This window comes from Paraburkholderia sp. A1RI_3L, from assembly GCF_048957895.1.
GTDB lineage: Bacteria > Pseudomonadota > Gammaproteobacteria > Burkholderiales > Burkholderiaceae > Paraburkholderia > Paraburkholderia kururiensis.
In genome coordinates this window covers 177,159-191,041 of sequence record NZ_JARCHA010000001.1, presented here as the reverse complement: position 1 = coordinate 191,041, position 13,883 = coordinate 177,159, and the positions used below count along the sequence as shown (strand labels likewise).

General features: G+C 62.8%; 13 protein-coding genes. 11 read left to right on the top strand and 2 right to left on the bottom strand.

What is annotated here, in order from left to right; translation table 11 throughout:
- The first annotated feature begins 3 nt into the window (after positions 1 to 3).
- The 6 genes from rpsK to dsbD all read left to right on the top strand — a co-directional run bounded on the left by rpsK (position 4) and on the right by dsbD (position 5,197).
- Positions 4 to 408 (top strand): 30S ribosomal protein S11, encoded by a 405-nt coding sequence (rpsK, locus tag PXJ20_RS00905; protein WP_017777173.1) that lies wholly within the window; start codon positions 4 to 6, stop codon positions 406 to 408.
- 150 nt (positions 409 to 558) lie between these two features.
- On the top strand, positions 559 to 1,182 hold the full coding sequence (rpsD, locus tag PXJ20_RS00900; protein WP_017777174.1) for a 30S ribosomal protein S4: 624 nt from the start codon (positions 559 to 561) through the stop codon (positions 1,180 to 1,182).
- Positions 1,183 to 1,306: 124 nt separating this feature from the next.
- Positions 1,307 to 2,284: a DNA-directed RNA polymerase subunit alpha gene (locus tag PXJ20_RS00895; protein WP_017777175.1), complete on the top strand. Its 978-nt coding sequence runs from the start codon at positions 1,307 to 1,309 to the stop codon at positions 2,282 to 2,284.
- 154 nt (positions 2,285 to 2,438) lie between these two features.
- The gene (gene rplQ / locus PXJ20_RS00890) at positions 2,439 to 2,834 is read left to right on the top strand and encodes a 50S ribosomal protein L17 (protein ID WP_017777176.1); all 396 of its coding nucleotides are present in this window, start codon (positions 2,439 to 2,441) and stop codon (positions 2,832 to 2,834) included.
- 169 nt (positions 2,835 to 3,003) lie between these two features.
- On the top strand, positions 3,004 to 3,336 hold the full coding sequence (cutA, locus tag PXJ20_RS00885) for a divalent-cation tolerance protein CutA (RefSeq protein ID WP_026121919.1): 333 nt from the start codon (positions 3,004 to 3,006) through the stop codon (positions 3,334 to 3,336).
- Positions 3,329 to 5,197: a protein-disulfide reductase DsbD gene (gene dsbD / locus PXJ20_RS00880; RefSeq protein ID WP_421030953.1), complete on the top strand. Its 1,869-nt coding sequence runs from the start codon at positions 3,329 to 3,331 to the stop codon at positions 5,195 to 5,197. Before cutA ends, dsbD begins: the two co-directional genes overlap by 8 nt.
- A 151-nt stretch (positions 5,198 to 5,348) precedes the next feature.
- Here the strand turns inward: dsbD and hemB are convergent, their stop codons facing one another.
- A complete protein-coding gene (gene hemB / locus PXJ20_RS00875) occupies positions 5,349 to 6,347 on the bottom strand; it encodes a porphobilinogen synthase (protein ID WP_042302592.1) in 999 nt (332 codons plus the stop codon).
- Positions 6,348 to 6,747: 400 nt separating this feature from the next.
- Positions 6,748 to 7,407 (bottom strand): ribosome biogenesis GTP-binding protein YihA/YsxC, encoded by a 660-nt coding sequence (gene yihA, locus PXJ20_RS00870; protein ID WP_413212643.1) that lies wholly within the window; start codon positions 7,405 to 7,407, stop codon positions 6,748 to 6,750.
- A 265-nt stretch (positions 7,408 to 7,672) separates the two neighbouring features.
- Here yihA and PXJ20_RS00865 point away from each other — a divergent pair, with 265 nt between their 5' ends.
- The 5 genes from PXJ20_RS00865 to msrQ all read left to right on the top strand — a co-directional run bounded on the left by PXJ20_RS00865 (position 7,673) and on the right by msrQ (position 13,812).
- Entirely contained in the window at positions 7,673 to 8,326 is a 654-nt protein-coding gene (locus PXJ20_RS00865; RefSeq protein WP_421029967.1) for a c-type cytochrome, read from the top strand.
- 132 nt (positions 8,327 to 8,458) lie between these two features.
- Positions 8,459 to 10,663: a cytochrome c biogenesis protein ResB gene (locus PXJ20_RS00860; protein ID WP_421029966.1), complete on the top strand. Its 2,205-nt coding sequence runs from the start codon at positions 8,459 to 8,461 to the stop codon at positions 10,661 to 10,663.
- A 4-nt stretch (positions 10,664 to 10,667) separates the two neighbouring features.
- The gene (ccsB, locus tag PXJ20_RS00855) at positions 10,668 to 11,879 is read left to right on the top strand and encodes a c-type cytochrome biogenesis protein CcsB (RefSeq protein ID WP_026121922.1); all 1,212 of its coding nucleotides are present in this window, start codon (positions 10,668 to 10,670) and stop codon (positions 11,877 to 11,879) included.
- Between the two features lie 180 nt (positions 11,880 to 12,059).
- Positions 12,060 to 13,064 carry a protein-methionine-sulfoxide reductase catalytic subunit MsrP gene (gene msrP / locus PXJ20_RS00850; RefSeq protein WP_017777184.1) on the top strand — a complete coding sequence of 335 codons (1,005 nt, stop codon included), beginning with the start codon at positions 12,060 to 12,062 and terminating at the stop codon, positions 13,062 to 13,064.
- 37 nt (positions 13,065 to 13,101) lie between these two features.
- Entirely contained in the window at positions 13,102 to 13,812 is a 711-nt protein-coding gene (gene msrQ / locus PXJ20_RS00845) for a protein-methionine-sulfoxide reductase heme-binding subunit MsrQ (RefSeq protein ID WP_421029965.1), read from the top strand.
- The last annotated feature ends 71 nt before the right edge of the window (positions 13,813 to 13,883 follow it).

Here is a 13,883-nt window from a genome sequence, read left to right as displayed (position 1 = left end):
GTAATGGCTAAGGCTTCGAACAACACCGCGGCGCAACGCGTTCGCAAGAAGGTTAAGAAGAACGTCGCCGAGGGCGTGGTTCACGTTCACGCGTCGTTCAACAACACCATCATCACGATCACCGACCGTCAAGGCAACGCGCTTGCCTGGGCAACGTCGGGCGGTCAGGGCTTCAAGGGTTCGCGCAAGTCGACGCCGTTTGCAGCTCAGGTCGCAGCCGAATCGGCTGGCCGTGTCGCGATGGAATACGGCGTGAAGAACCTCGAAGTGCGGATCAAGGGCCCGGGCCCTGGCCGTGAGTCGGCGGTGCGCGCGCTGCATGGTCTTGGCATCAAGATCACCGCGATCTCCGACGTGACTCCGGTGCCGCACAACGGTTGCCGTCCGCCGAAGCGCCGCCGCATCTAAGACGTCGCTTTTTGCCAGCGCCTGTTGCCGCCTTGTGCGTCGACGGGTTGCTTGCGTTATTGAATCGACTAAGCCCACTGTTCGGCCCAAAGGGGGCCGGACTAGCGCGAAGGCAGTACGTTCGCGTGATCAATCTCAAAGGAATACAACGTGGCACGTTATATCGGCCCGAAGGCCAAGCTGTCCCGCCGTGAAGGCACCGATCTGTTTCTGAAGAGCGCACGCCGCTCGCTCGCCGACAAGTGCAAGCTCGATAGCAAGCCGGGTCAGCATGGTCGCACCTCCGGCGCCCGTACGTCGGACTACGGCACGCAGTTGCGCGAAAAGCAAAAAGTGAAGCGCATCTACGGCGTTCTCGAACGTCAGTTCCGCCGTTACTTCGCTGAAGCTGACCGCCGCAAGGGCAACACCGGCGAAAACCTGCTCAAGCTGCTTGAGTCGCGCCTCGACAACGTCGTGTATCGCATGGGTTTCGGCTCGACGCGCGCCGAAGCGCGTCAGCTGGTGAGCCACAAGGCGATCCTCGTGAACGGTCAGGTCGCCAACATCCCGTCGCTGCAGGTCAAGTCGGGCGACGTGGTGGCAGTGCGTGAACAGGCAAAGAAGCAGGCTCGTATCGTCGAGGCTCTGTCGCTCGCCGAGCAAGGCGGGATGCCGAGCTGGGTGTCGGTCGACGCCAAGAAGTTCGAAGGCGTCTTCAAGGGCATGCCGGAGCGCAGCGATATCGCTGGCGACATCAACGAAAGCCTGATCGTCGAATTGTATTCGCGGTAATCGGATTGACGGCCGGGGTACCCGTATTGCGTTGCGCAAGGGGTGGCCTCGGCTGTTTATTTTCAGGTTGTTACCGGTCAGCCTTATCGGTGTAACGAGCCGAGGGTATTGAAAAGGAAAACCTATGCAAACCAGTTTGTTGAAACCCAAGATCATCGCAGTGGAATCGCTCGGCGACAACCACGCGAAAGTGGTCATGGAGCCGTTTGAACGCGGTTATGGCCACACCTTGGGCAACGCGCTTCGGCGCGTACTGCTGTCGTCGATGGTGGGCTACGCGCCGACCGAAGTGACGATCGCAGGCGTCGTGCACGAATACTCGACGCTCGACGGTGTGCAGGAGGACGTGGTCAACCTGTTGTTGAACCTGAAGGGCGTGGTGTTCAAGCTGCATAACCGTGACGAAGTGACGGTGACCCTGCGCAAGGAAGGCGAAGGCGTGGTGACGGCGGGCGATATCGAACTCGCGCACGACTGCGAAGTGATCAACCCCGATCACGTGATCGCGCACCTCTCGAAGGGCGGCAAGCTCGACGTGCAGATCAAGATCGAAAAGGGCCGCGGCTATGTCCCGGGCAACGTGCGCCGCTACGGCGACGAAACGGCGAAGATCATCGGCCGCATCGTGCTGGACGCGTCGTTCTCGCCGGTGCGTCGTGTGAGCTATTCGGTGGAAAGCGCGCGTGTTGAACAGCGTACCGACCTCGACAAGCTCGTGATGAACATCGAAACCAACGGTGTGATCTCGCCTGAAGAAGCGATCCGTCAGTCAGCTCGCATTCTGGTCGATCAGCTGTCGGTGTTCGCTGCACTGGAAGGGACCGAGGCCGCTGCCGAAGCGCCGTCGCGTGCTCCGCAGATCGACCCGATCCTGCTGCGTCCGGTGGACGATCTCGAACTCACGGTTCGTTCCGCGAACTGCCTGAAGGCCGAGAACATCTACTACATCGGCGACCTGATCCAGCGCACGGAAAACGAGTTGCTCAAGACGCCGAACCTGGGCCGCAAGTCGCTGAACGAAATCAAGGAAGTGCTCGCCTCGCGCGGCCTCACCTTGGGCATGAAGCTCGAAAACTGGCCGCCGGCTGGTCTCGACAAGTAATTGCCGCAAGCATGGCGGGCTCGTCCCGCCGCTGGTAAGGGCGCGGATTTTCCTTTAAAATCCGCGTCTTGCTTTTTTCACTACCGGCCCGTGCCTAAGGCTTGTCCTGGGCGATAGAAGAGCTGGATCAAAACTTTGATTCAAGGAAACTGAAATGCGTCACCGTCATGGTCTGCGGAAACTGAACCGCACGAGCAGCCACCGTCTGGCAATGCTCCGTAACATGTCGAACTCGCTGATCGAGCACGAAGTCATCAAGACCACGCTGCCGAAGGCGAAGGAACTTCGCAAGGTTGTCGAGCCCCTCATCACGCTCGGCAAGAAGCCGTCGCTGGCGAACCGCCGCCTCGCGTTCAACCGCCTGCGCGACCGCGACTCGGTCACCAAGCTGTTCGATGTGCTGGGTCCGCGCTTCGCGAACCGTCCGGGCGGCTACCTCCGCATCCTGAAATTCGGCTTCCGCGTGGGCGATAACGCTCCCATGGCGCTGGTCGAACTGCTCGACCGCCCGGAAGTGGTGGAGGCAGAAGAGGTCCAGGAAGCCGAATAAGCATTCCTCGTTCTCTTGATGCATAAAAAAGCCAGGCTTCTGCCTGGCTTTTTTGCGTCTGCGCGCCGATTTCTGGCCGATTGGTTATCCGTGCGGGCGGCCGCCGAAGTGCTCGCGCGTCAGGTGGTACGATAGCTGCACCCGAGTTCTCGATGTTTTTGGAGTGGCCGTGAGCGTCAACGTGACCCTGATTCTGACCGCTGTGCCCGACGCGCAGACTGCCCAGAAGCTCGCGTCCGGCGCACTCGATGCACGCCTTGCCGCTTGCGTGACGCAACTGGGTGCCGTGCATTCGAACTACCACTGGCAGGGCAAGGTCGAATCCGCCGACGAGATCCAGTTGCTCTTCAAGACGAGTGTCGCCCGGTCACTGGAGCTCGAACAGTTCATTCAGAGCCATCACCCCTACGAAACACCGGAAGTGCTCTCGTGGCAGGCCACCGCTACTCAGGCCTATGGCCAATGGATCATTGCCGAAACACAACGCCCGCTTCATGTTTAATCGTTCCCATCGGCCCGCGGCTCGCATGATGCGCGCAATTGTTCTACTGCTCTGCAGTCTCTTCGCGATGCTGCTCGGGGCCGGCCTCGCGCAAGCTGGCGACGACTTCCTTGATCCCGATGCCGCGTTCCGCTTCAGCGCCACCGAGCAGCCGGGCGAAGTCGAGGTTCACTACCGTATCGCCGACGGCTACTACATGTACCGCGAGCGGTTCTCGTTCGCGGTACAAAAGGGCAGTGCGACGCTCGGCGATCCGCAGTTGCCACCTGGCCACGTCAAGTTTGATACGACGTTCCAGAAAAACGTGGAGACGTACCGCAACGAGTTGACGATCCGCGTCCCGGTGAAACAGGCGTCCGCGGGATTCGACCTTGCTGTCACGTCACAGGGTTGCGCGGACGCGGGAATCTGTTATCCGCCCATGGTTCGGACGTATCACGTGAGCGGCGCCGCGCTGCAGGCCGCGACCTCCGCAGGCGCCACACCCGATACTGCCGTTGCCGCCGCCGTGGGTACCGATTCGAGCGGCCCCTGGTATGACCGCATCACGAGCGCCGACTATGCACAGCAGCTGCTGACGAAGGGCGGTTTCCTCGCCATCGTCGCGCTGTACTTCGTCGCCGGCGTCGTGCTCAGCCTGCTGCCCTGCTCGTACCCGATGCTCCCCATCCTGTCTGCCATCATCATCGGCGAGGGGACCAGCGTGACGCGGGCGCGTGGGTTTGCGCTGTCGCTTGCGTACGTGTTGGGCATGGCACTGGTCTATACAGTGCTCGGCATCGTGGCCGGTTTCGTTGGGCAAAGCCTGGGCGGATGGTTGCAGAACCCTTGGGTGCTGGGTGCCTTCGCGGTTCTGTTGGCAGTGTTCGCATTCGCGCTAATCGGCGGTATGGATATTGCCTTGCCGCGTCGCTGGCAGGACGGGGTGTCGCGCGCGACGCAAGGCCGTCCCACGGGCAAGTACGCGGCCGTTGCGTCGCTTGGGGCGCTGTCGGCGCTCGTGGTCGGCGCGTGCATGACGGCGCCGCTCTTTGCGGTGTTGGCGTTTATCGCGCATACCGGCAACGCCTTGCTCGGCGGCGCGGCGCTGTTTGCGATGGGATTGGGTCTCGGTGTGCCGTTGCTGATTCTGGGTCTGGGCGCTGGCGTGCTCTTGCCGCGTGCGGGCGCCTGGATGGATGGCGTGAAGGTATTCTTCGGCGTGATCCTGCTCGCAGCCGCCTTGTGGATCGTCTGGCCAGTGTTGGGTGGCGGGGTGAGGATGCTGCTTGCGGCCGTCTGGCTGCTGATTGCCGCTGCGGCGCTTGGCCTTTTCACGCCGAACTCCGGTGGTCCGACGCCGTGGCGGCGCCTTGGCCGTGGTATTGGGGCAGCACTGGCTATCTGGGGCGCGACGTTGCTTGTGGGACTGGCTGCGGGGTCGTCAGACCCACTTCGCCCGCTCGCTGTTTTGGCCGCCAGGGGCAGCGAAGGTGGCGCGGGCAATGGCCTGTCGCCGAACCAACTCGCGTTTGCGCCGGTGCGCTCGTCGACGCAACTCGATGATGCGGTGAAGACCGCGCTGAAGCCGGCCATGCTGGACTTCTATGCGGACTGGTGCGTCAGCTGTAAGGAGATGGAGAAGTTCACCTTCAGCGACCCGCGCGTGCAGCTCCGCCTCAAACAGCTCAACCTCCTGCGCGCCGATGTGACTGCGAACAACACCGACGACCAGGTTCTGCTCAAGCGCTTCGACCTGTTCGGGCCACCGGGCATCATTTTCTTCGACCAGACTGGCAGAGAGGTCCTGCGCGTAGTCGGCTACGAATCCGCGGACCGCTTTCTGCGCAGTCTGGATCACGCGGCGCCACCGCAGTCGTAGCAACGCACGTGGCCCTTGCATCGACGCTCGTTACCGAGACGGAACGCCGGCGCGGGGCAGCACAAAAAAAGAGGCACATCGCATAAGAACCGATGTGCCTCTTTTGCGTTTGCGTCTGAGGTAGTGCAGCCGCACCGCTACGCTGCCTGCGTTATCGCTGGGTACGCAGGATCCTCGCCGCGTCGAGCGCGAAATAGGTGAGCACGCCGTCCGCGCCAGCGCGCTTGAACGCCAGCAGCGATTCCATCATCACCTTGTCGTGATCGAGCCAGCCGTTCTGCGCGGCCGCCTTGAGCATCGCGTATTCGCCGCTCACTTGATACACGTAGGTCGGGTAGCGGAACTCATCCTTCACGCGGCGCACGATGTCCAGATACGGCATGCCCGGCTTCACCATCACCATGTCGGCGCCTTCCTCGATGTCGAGGCGCACTTCGCGCAGCGCTTCGTCGCTATTCGCCGGGTCCATCTGGTAGGTCATCTTGTTGCTCTTGCCCAGGTTCGACGCGGAACCCACTGCATCGCGGAACGGGCCGTAGAACGCCGACGCGTATTTTGCCGAATACGCCATGATGCGCGTGTGGATATGGCCTTCGCTCTCGAGCATCTCGCGGATCGCGCCGATGCGCCCGTCCATCATGTCTGAGGGCGCGACGATATCGACGCCCGCTTCGGCCTGCGCCTGCGCCTGCTGAACGAGGATTTCGACTGTCTCGTCGTTCATGACATACCCGGCTTCGTCCAGTACGCCGTCCTGCCCGTGGCTGGTGTACGGATCGAGCGCCACGTCCGTCAGCACGCCCAGTTCCGGGAAGTGCTTTTTCAGTTCGCGTACGGCGCGCGGAATCAGGCCGGCTTCATTGGCGGCTTCGCGGCCGTCGGGCGTCTTGATGGACGGCTCGATGGCGGGAAAGAGCGAAATAACCGGCACGCCGAGCTCGACGCATTGCTCGGCCACGCCCATCAGCAGGTCGACGGAAACGCGTTCGACGCCCGGCATCGACGGTACGGCTTGCCGCACGTTTTGGCCTTCTACGACGAAGACGGGGTAAATCAGGTCGTTGGTGGTGAGAATGGTTTCGCGCATGAGGCGGCGCGAAAAGTCGTCGCGTCGCATACGGCGCGCACGGAGATGGGGATAGAAGCTCATGTCGGATATCGTGGGAGAGGACGACAGAAGGGCGGGACGCAGCGGCTCCCGCGTGGCAGAAACTTTTCAGGCCAATGGTATATCATACCGATCGAGCGAGGCGCCCTGCGCCGGACTCCCCGCTTCTCCTCCCTGAGCGGGTGCCTGTCGTTTTTCGATTAGGCTGTTAACCCGCCGCGAACCGGCGGGTTTTTTTATGGGCGCCCGGGATGAAGCGCCCCTCGCTTTGCACAACAAGCAGGCACTTCCTGCGCAGCCGCCGCGACGACATGTCTCACATGTGCTGGTCGTGAAGGCCGCTTCAAAATTCTGTGCCTCGCACGCCATTGACCGCGGCAACGCTGGCCGCCGCGTCGATTTCTTCACGCGCCGCCGCTCCCATGCCACGCTGGCCCGCCGATTATTCTGACGCCGCCTCAGCCTCGCCGGCGTGCTCCGCAGGTGCAATCCAGCTTTCGATCAGTTCGTGCGCTTCGTCCAGCCCGGTGCGCTTGAGCGAAGAGAAAAGCTGCGCGCTGAGCTCACCCGCGTGGCCGGCCGCCCGGTATTCGTCGAAACCCTTCTTCGTCATGCGCAGTGCATTGATGCTCTCTTGACGTGTCAATTTGTCGCACTTCGTTAGCAGAGCGTGAATCGGCTTCCCGGTGGGCTCGAACCATTCGATCATCCGGCGGTCGAGTTCGGTGAGCGGACGGCGGGCGTCCATCATGAGAATCAGGCCGCGTAGCTGGGCGCGAGTCTGCAGATAGCGCGACAGCAGTTCCTCCCAGTGCGCCTTCGACGCGTCCGGCACCTCGGCGTACCCATAGCCGGGCAGGTCCACGATGTGCGCCACCGGCTCCGCGGCGGGCCCCACCGAGAAGTAGTTGATGTGCTGCGTGCGCCCTGGCGTCTTCGAGGCGAAGGCGAGCCGCTTCTGGTTGCACAGCACGTTGATGGCCGTCGACTTCCCGGCATTCGAGCGTCCCGCGAACGCGATCTCGGGCTGCGTCGTGGCCGGCAGGTCGCGCAGATGATTGACCGTCGTAAAGAAGCGGGCTTGATGGAGCAGGAAGGCCATGAGGGGAAAACCAGAATGTGAGACGCCGTGGCGAATGCCGGGCACCGGGATGGAGGGCGCCACGCGGCGGAGATGGCACCGGGAGAGGTCCGACTGGCGCCATTGCGTATAGCGCGTTATTGTACAATACGACGGTTTACTGAAGACCTTACTGAAGTCCTCGATACGGAGACAATTTGGGGACGAGCGTGCGGGCCTTCGCGGTAGATCGGTCGCCGTCGTATTTTGCAGAGCCTAATCCCACAAGACGAAACAGGGTGTGCGAATGAATCGACTGTGCAAGTCCTTGATGGTGCTTGAATTTGCGGTAGCGGCAGGTCTTTCGGCAGTAGCGGTGCAAAAAGCAGTGGCAGCGGATCAGACAAAGCCCGATCTCAACCGGGGGCAGACAATCGCGACACAGGTCTGCGCCACCTGCCACGGAGCGGACGGCAACAGCGCCGGCGGCGCGTATCCAAAGCTCGCCGGCCAGCATCCCGAGTATCTCGTCAAGCAGCTTCACGACTTCAAGCCGGCGGAAGGCAAGCCGGCAGCGCGCAGCAATCCGATCATGGCCGGTTTCGCGGGCGCGCTGTCCGATCAGGACATGCAGAACGTGGCGGCCTACTTCGCAGCGCAAGCGCCAAAGCCCGGCTACGCGCATAATGCGAGCACCGTCGCGCTAGGCCAGAAGATTTATCGCGGCGGCGACGCGGAACGGGGCGTGCCGGCGTGTGCGGCCTGTCACGGGCCGACGGGGCAGGGTATTCCGACCCAGTACCCGCGGCTCTCGGGTCAGTGGTCCGAGTACATCGTTGCGCAGCTCACCGCTTTCCAGCAGGGCACGCGCAATAACAACGAACCGATGCATGCGGTGTCGCAGCGACTGTCCGATAGCGAGATCAAGGCCGTCGCCGATTACATCGCCGGGCTGCATTGACAGCCCGCGCGATTCGCGTCGGGTAAGAACCAGCCGGCCCAGCCAGGGACGGCAAGAAAACAAGAAAAGGGTGGGGGCGTCGTCATGGCACGACAGCCCTTCACCCTTTTTTGCTGTTGAGTTGGAGTTTGAATGAGCGTCACCACGTCGGGTTTGCAGTTGAATACGCGTAAGCGGGCATGGCGCAATGCGATCGAATTGCTCAGCTCGATGCGTTTCGCCATCGCGCTGCTTGTGGTTCTTTCGATCGCGAGCATCATCGGCACCGTCCTGACACAGGACGATCCTTATCCGAATTACGTCAATCAGTTCGGTCCGTTCTGGGCCGACATCTTTCGCTCGCTGGGCCTCTATAGCGTGTACAGCGCGTGGTGGTTCATGCTGATTCTCGGCTTTCTGGTCGTGTCGATTTCGCTGTGCGTGATCCGCAACGCGCCGAAGATGATCGCCGACATGAAGAGCTGGAAGGACAAAGTCCGCGAAGGCAGCCTGCGCGCGTTTCACCACAAGGGCGAGTATGCGGTGCAGGGCTCGCGTGTGCAGACGGCCCAGGTGCTCACGAATCTTACCGGCCGGCTCGGCTACAAGTTCGTGACGCGCGAAAGCGACGGCGCCACGCTCATCGCGGCCAAGCGCGGCGCGCTCACGCGCATCGGCTACATCTTTGCTCATCTGGCCATTGTCGTGATCTGTATCGGCGGGCTGCTCGACAGCAACCTGCCCATCAAGCTGCAGATGTGGCTCTTCGACAAGACGCCGATCCGCAGTAATACCGTCATCAGCCAGATCGCACCCGAGCACCGTCTCTCCGTCTCGAATCCGACGTTCCGCGGCTATGCGTGGGTGCCGGAAGGCCAGTTCGTTTCCACGGCGATCCTCAATCAGCCGAACGGCTCGCTGATCCAGGACCTGCCGTTTTCGATCCAGCTCAACAAGTTCATCGTCGATTACTACTCGACCGGCATGCCGAAGCTCTTCGCGAGCGACATCGTCGTGATCGATCACAAAACCGGCCAACGCGTTCCGGCGCGCGTCGAGGTGAACAAGCCGTTCGAATACGACGGCGTGTCGATCTATCAATCGAGCTTCCAGGACGGCGGCTCGCAGATGCAGATGACCGCCTGGCCAATGACGGGCGGCGGCACGAAGACCTTCCCGTTTGGCGGCACGATCGGCAATTCCGCGCCGCTGCCCGCGTCCACGCCGGGTGCCGACGGTCAGACCGTCGAGTTCACGGATTTCCGGGCCATCAACGTCGAGAACATCTCGAACGGCAGCGGCTCGACGGACGTGCGCGGCGTGGCGCATCGCTCGCTCAAGGAGGTGTTCGACGAGCGGCTCGGTTCGGGCGCGAAAACGTCGAAGCCGCTCGATCTGCACAACGTCGGCCCCTCGGTGCAGTACAAGGTGCGCGACAAGGACGGCCAGGCGCGCGAGTACAACAACTACATGGTGCCCGTCGACGTGGGTGGCGCGCGGATGTTCCTCGCCGGCATGCGCACGAACCCGGACGATCCGTTCCGCTACCTGCGCATCCCGGCTGACAGCGGCGGCACCGTGAACGAATGGATGCGCCTGCGCGCCGCCTTCGAAGATCCGGCGCTGCGCGTCCAGGCGGCGCACCGGTTTGCGATGCGGTCCGTGCCCGAAGCCAATCGCGAATTGCAGCAGCATCTCGAGGAAAGCGCGGTGCGCGTCCTGACCCTCTTTGCTGGCGCCGACGACGTCTCCGGCAAGCCGGTGCCGGGGCAATCCATCGGCGGCTTCCAGGCCATTGCGGCGTTCATCGACAAGTCGGTGCCGAAGGGCGAGCAGGAAAAGGCCGCAGGTCTCCTGTTACGCATGCTGGAAGGCTCGACGTGGGACTTATGGCAGCTTGCCCGCGAGCAGGCCGGCGAGCCTGATGTAAAGCCCGATACCCAGACAACGCGCTTTGTGCAAGATTCGATCAACGCGGTGTCCGACAGTTTTCTGTATGGAGCGCCCGTTTACCTGCAGCTCGATTCGTTCAAGCAGGTGCAGGCATCGGTGTTCCAGCTCACGCGGGCGCCTGGCAAGAAAGTCGTGTATCTTGGCAGCCTCCTTCTCGTGCTCGGCATCTTCTCGATGTTCTACGTGCGCGAACGCCGGCTGTGGTTCTGGCTCAAAGATAGCGGCTCAGGCGTGAACGTCGTCATGGCCATGTCGACGGCGCGCAGGACCTTCGATTTCGAAAAAGAGTTTGCCCGCACCCGCGATGCCGTCGGCCAGGCGCTGGGCGTCAAACCGCTGACTCCCGACGCTCCTGGCACAGCCCCTGCTGTGCCGTCAGAGAACGCTGCAGATTCGACCCGGTAAGAACATGGATTTGACTCAGGTTTCCTCATCCCGCCCCGGCGCGCCGCGCGTGCCCGCCACGCCACCCGCCGCTTCGGAGATCAGCGCGCTTGGCGACGAGCGTTCCTTCTTGCGACGCCTCGGCGCCTTCGACTGGCTGTTTGCGCTTGCGCTCGTGGCCGGCGCGGGTTTCGCGCTCTCGCGTTACCACGCGCACATGAACTACTACGACAAGCTCGTGCTGGTCTGCACCGTGCCTGCGCTCGTCGTGCTGGGCTGGCGATGGAAGCCGGCGCGTCTGCTCATGGCGGGCATCGCGGTGCTCTCGCTGGCCGGCATCCAGTTCTACCACGGCGATCTGGCGCGGGCCGACACCGCCTTCTTCCTCAAGTACTTCCTCTCCAGCCAGTCCGCCATCCTCTGGATGAGCGCGCTGTTCGTGCTTGCCACCTTGTTCTACTGGATCGGCACGCTCTCGCGCTCGCCCGTGGGCGGTGCGATCGGTTCGAAGCTGACCTGGGCAGCGGTGCTGATGGGCTTCGTCGGGCTGATGGTGCGCTGGTACGAGTCGTACCTGATCGGCGCGGACGTGGGCCATATTCCCATCTCGAACCTCTACGAAGTGTTCGTGCTGTTCAGCCTGATCACGGCCCTCTTCTACCTCTTCTACGAGAAGCACTACAACACGCGGGCGCTGGGCGCGTTCGTGCTGCTCGTGATCAGCGCGGCGGTCGGCTTCCTGATGTGGTACTCCATTGCGCGCGACGCCCAGCAGATCCAGCCGCTCGTGCCCGCGCTGCAAAGCTGGTGGATGAAGATCCACGTGCCGGCGAACTTCATCGGCTACGGCAGTTTCGCGCTGTCGGCCATGGTGGGTGTGGCCTACCTGATGAAGGAGCGCGGCGTGCTGGCGGACCGCCTGCCGGAGCTCGAGGTGCTCGACGACGTCATGTACAAGTCGATTGCCGTGGGTTTTGCGTTCTTCACCATCGCCACGATTCTCGGTGCGCTGTGGGCCGCCGAGGCGTGGGGCGGCTACTGGAGCTGGGATCCGAAGGAAACCTGGGCGCTGATCGTCTGGCTCAATTACGCGGCGTGGCTCCACATGCGGCTCATGAAGGGCCTGCGCGGCTCGGTGGCGGCCTGGTGGGCGCTGACCGGCCTGCTCGTCACCACCTTCGCGTTCCTGGGCGTCAACATGTTCCTGTCGGGACTGCATAGCTACGGCAAGCTGTAAGATCCGCCGCGCTCGAACGACAAACAACCGCCGGATGGTTTTCCCCGGCGGTTTTTTGTTTCCAGTGGAAGTTTTTTGCCCGGCGCGTGTTTGCCAGAGTGTGGCCTGCGCGGGGCGGGTCGGACGAACGTGGATGCGGTTCGCACGGGATACACCCGCTGTGCCGCGAGGAGTGAAGTCATGTGGATCAAGCGAGCCAGCAGGATTCTGCTGAACGGCGACGACATTGCGGGAAGCGAGATCACGCCCGAATCGGTGTACCGGAACCGCCGGCGCGTGCTGCAGGCGGCGGGCGCCGCGGCCATCGGCTCGTTGGCGGGCCCGTTCGGGCTCAGCGCGCCAGCGTTGGCCGAATATGCATCGCCGGACCCGAAAGCGCAGAAACTGGCGGCGAAAACGAACCCTAAATTCGTCGCCCTGGATAAGGTCACGTCCTTCAAGGACATCACCACGTACAACAATTTCTACGAATTCGGCACCGACAAGAGCGATCCCGCAGCCAACGCGGGCACGTTGCGACCGCGTCCGTGGCGCGTGAGCGTCGAGGGCGAGGTGAAAAACGCGAAGGTCTACGACATCGACGAGTTGCTCAAGCTCGCGCCGCTCGAGGAGCGCGTGTACCGGCACCGTTGCGTGGAAGGCTGGTCGATGGTGATGCCGTGGATCGGCTTTCCGCTCGCGGAGTTGATTCGTCGGGCTCAGCCCACCGGGAACGCAAAGTACGTCCAGTTCATTACGCTCGCCGACCCGTCGCAGATGCCCGGCCTCGCGCAGCCGATTCTGGACTGGCCCTATTCCGAGGGCCTGCGCATGGACGAGGCGATGAATCCGCTCACGCTTGTCACCGTCGGGCTGTATGGCCAGGTGCTGCCGAACCAGAACGGCGCGCCGATCCGCATCATCGTGCCGTGGAAGTACGGGTTCAAAAGCGCGAAGTCGCTCGTGAAGATCCGCTTCGTCGAAAAGCAGCCGAAGACGAGCTGGAACACGTATGCCGCGAACGAATACGGCTTCTACTCGAACGTGAATCCGAACGTCGACCATCCGCGCTGGAGCCAGGCAACGGAGCGGCGCATCGGCGAAGACGGCTTCTTCACGCCGAAGCGCAAGACCCTGATGTTCAACGGCTACGGCGATCTGGTCGCGTCGATGTATCAGGGCATGGATCTGAAAAAGAACTTCTGAGTCGCCCGCGCGAACGGCTGGGGCGGTGGAGCAAGCAATGCAACGCGTTTCTGAAACGATGGGCACGGCTGGGAAGGGGCAAGCGGCTGCTGCGTCCGCGAGCGTTTCCCGAGCCCGGCCGCGTGCTGCTGCCGGCACGCGCTGGGTTGCGCCGGCGAAGGTCGCCGCGTTCCTCGCGGCGCTTTACCCGCTGGGGCGCCTCGTGCTGTTGGGATTCACGGGGGGCCTGGGCGCAAACCCGATTGAGTTCATCACGTGGTCCACCGGACTATGGACGCTTGTATTCCTGTGCATCACGCTGGCAGTCACGCCGCTGCGCCGGCTCACGGGACTCAACGCACTCGTGCGTTTTCGCCGCATGCTCGGTCTCTTTGCGTTCTTTTACGCGACGCTGCATTTCACGACCTACATCTGGCTCGACAAATGGTTCAACGTCGCCGATATGTTCAAGGACATTGCCAAGCGGCCGTTCATCACGGTGGGGTTTGCGGCGTTCGTGCTGCTGATTCCGCTTGCGGCAACGTCGCCACGCGCGATGGTGCGGCGGCTGGGCCGCCACTGGCAGACGCTGCATCGTGCCATCTACGCGATCGGCGCGCTCGCCATCCTTCACTTCTGGTGGTTGAAGGCGGGCAAGCACGACCTGGTGTTGCCGAAGATCTACGGCGCGATTGTGGTCGTGCTGCTCGGATGGCGGCTCGCCGTGTGGCTGCGCGAGCGTTTTCGAACGGCGGGCGGCGCGAGATGAGTTAGCAGGCGGAGAGGCGTGTCGGCGGCGGGTGCCGCTTTCGAGTTAGCCCGGCCCGCCGCGAGCCGGGC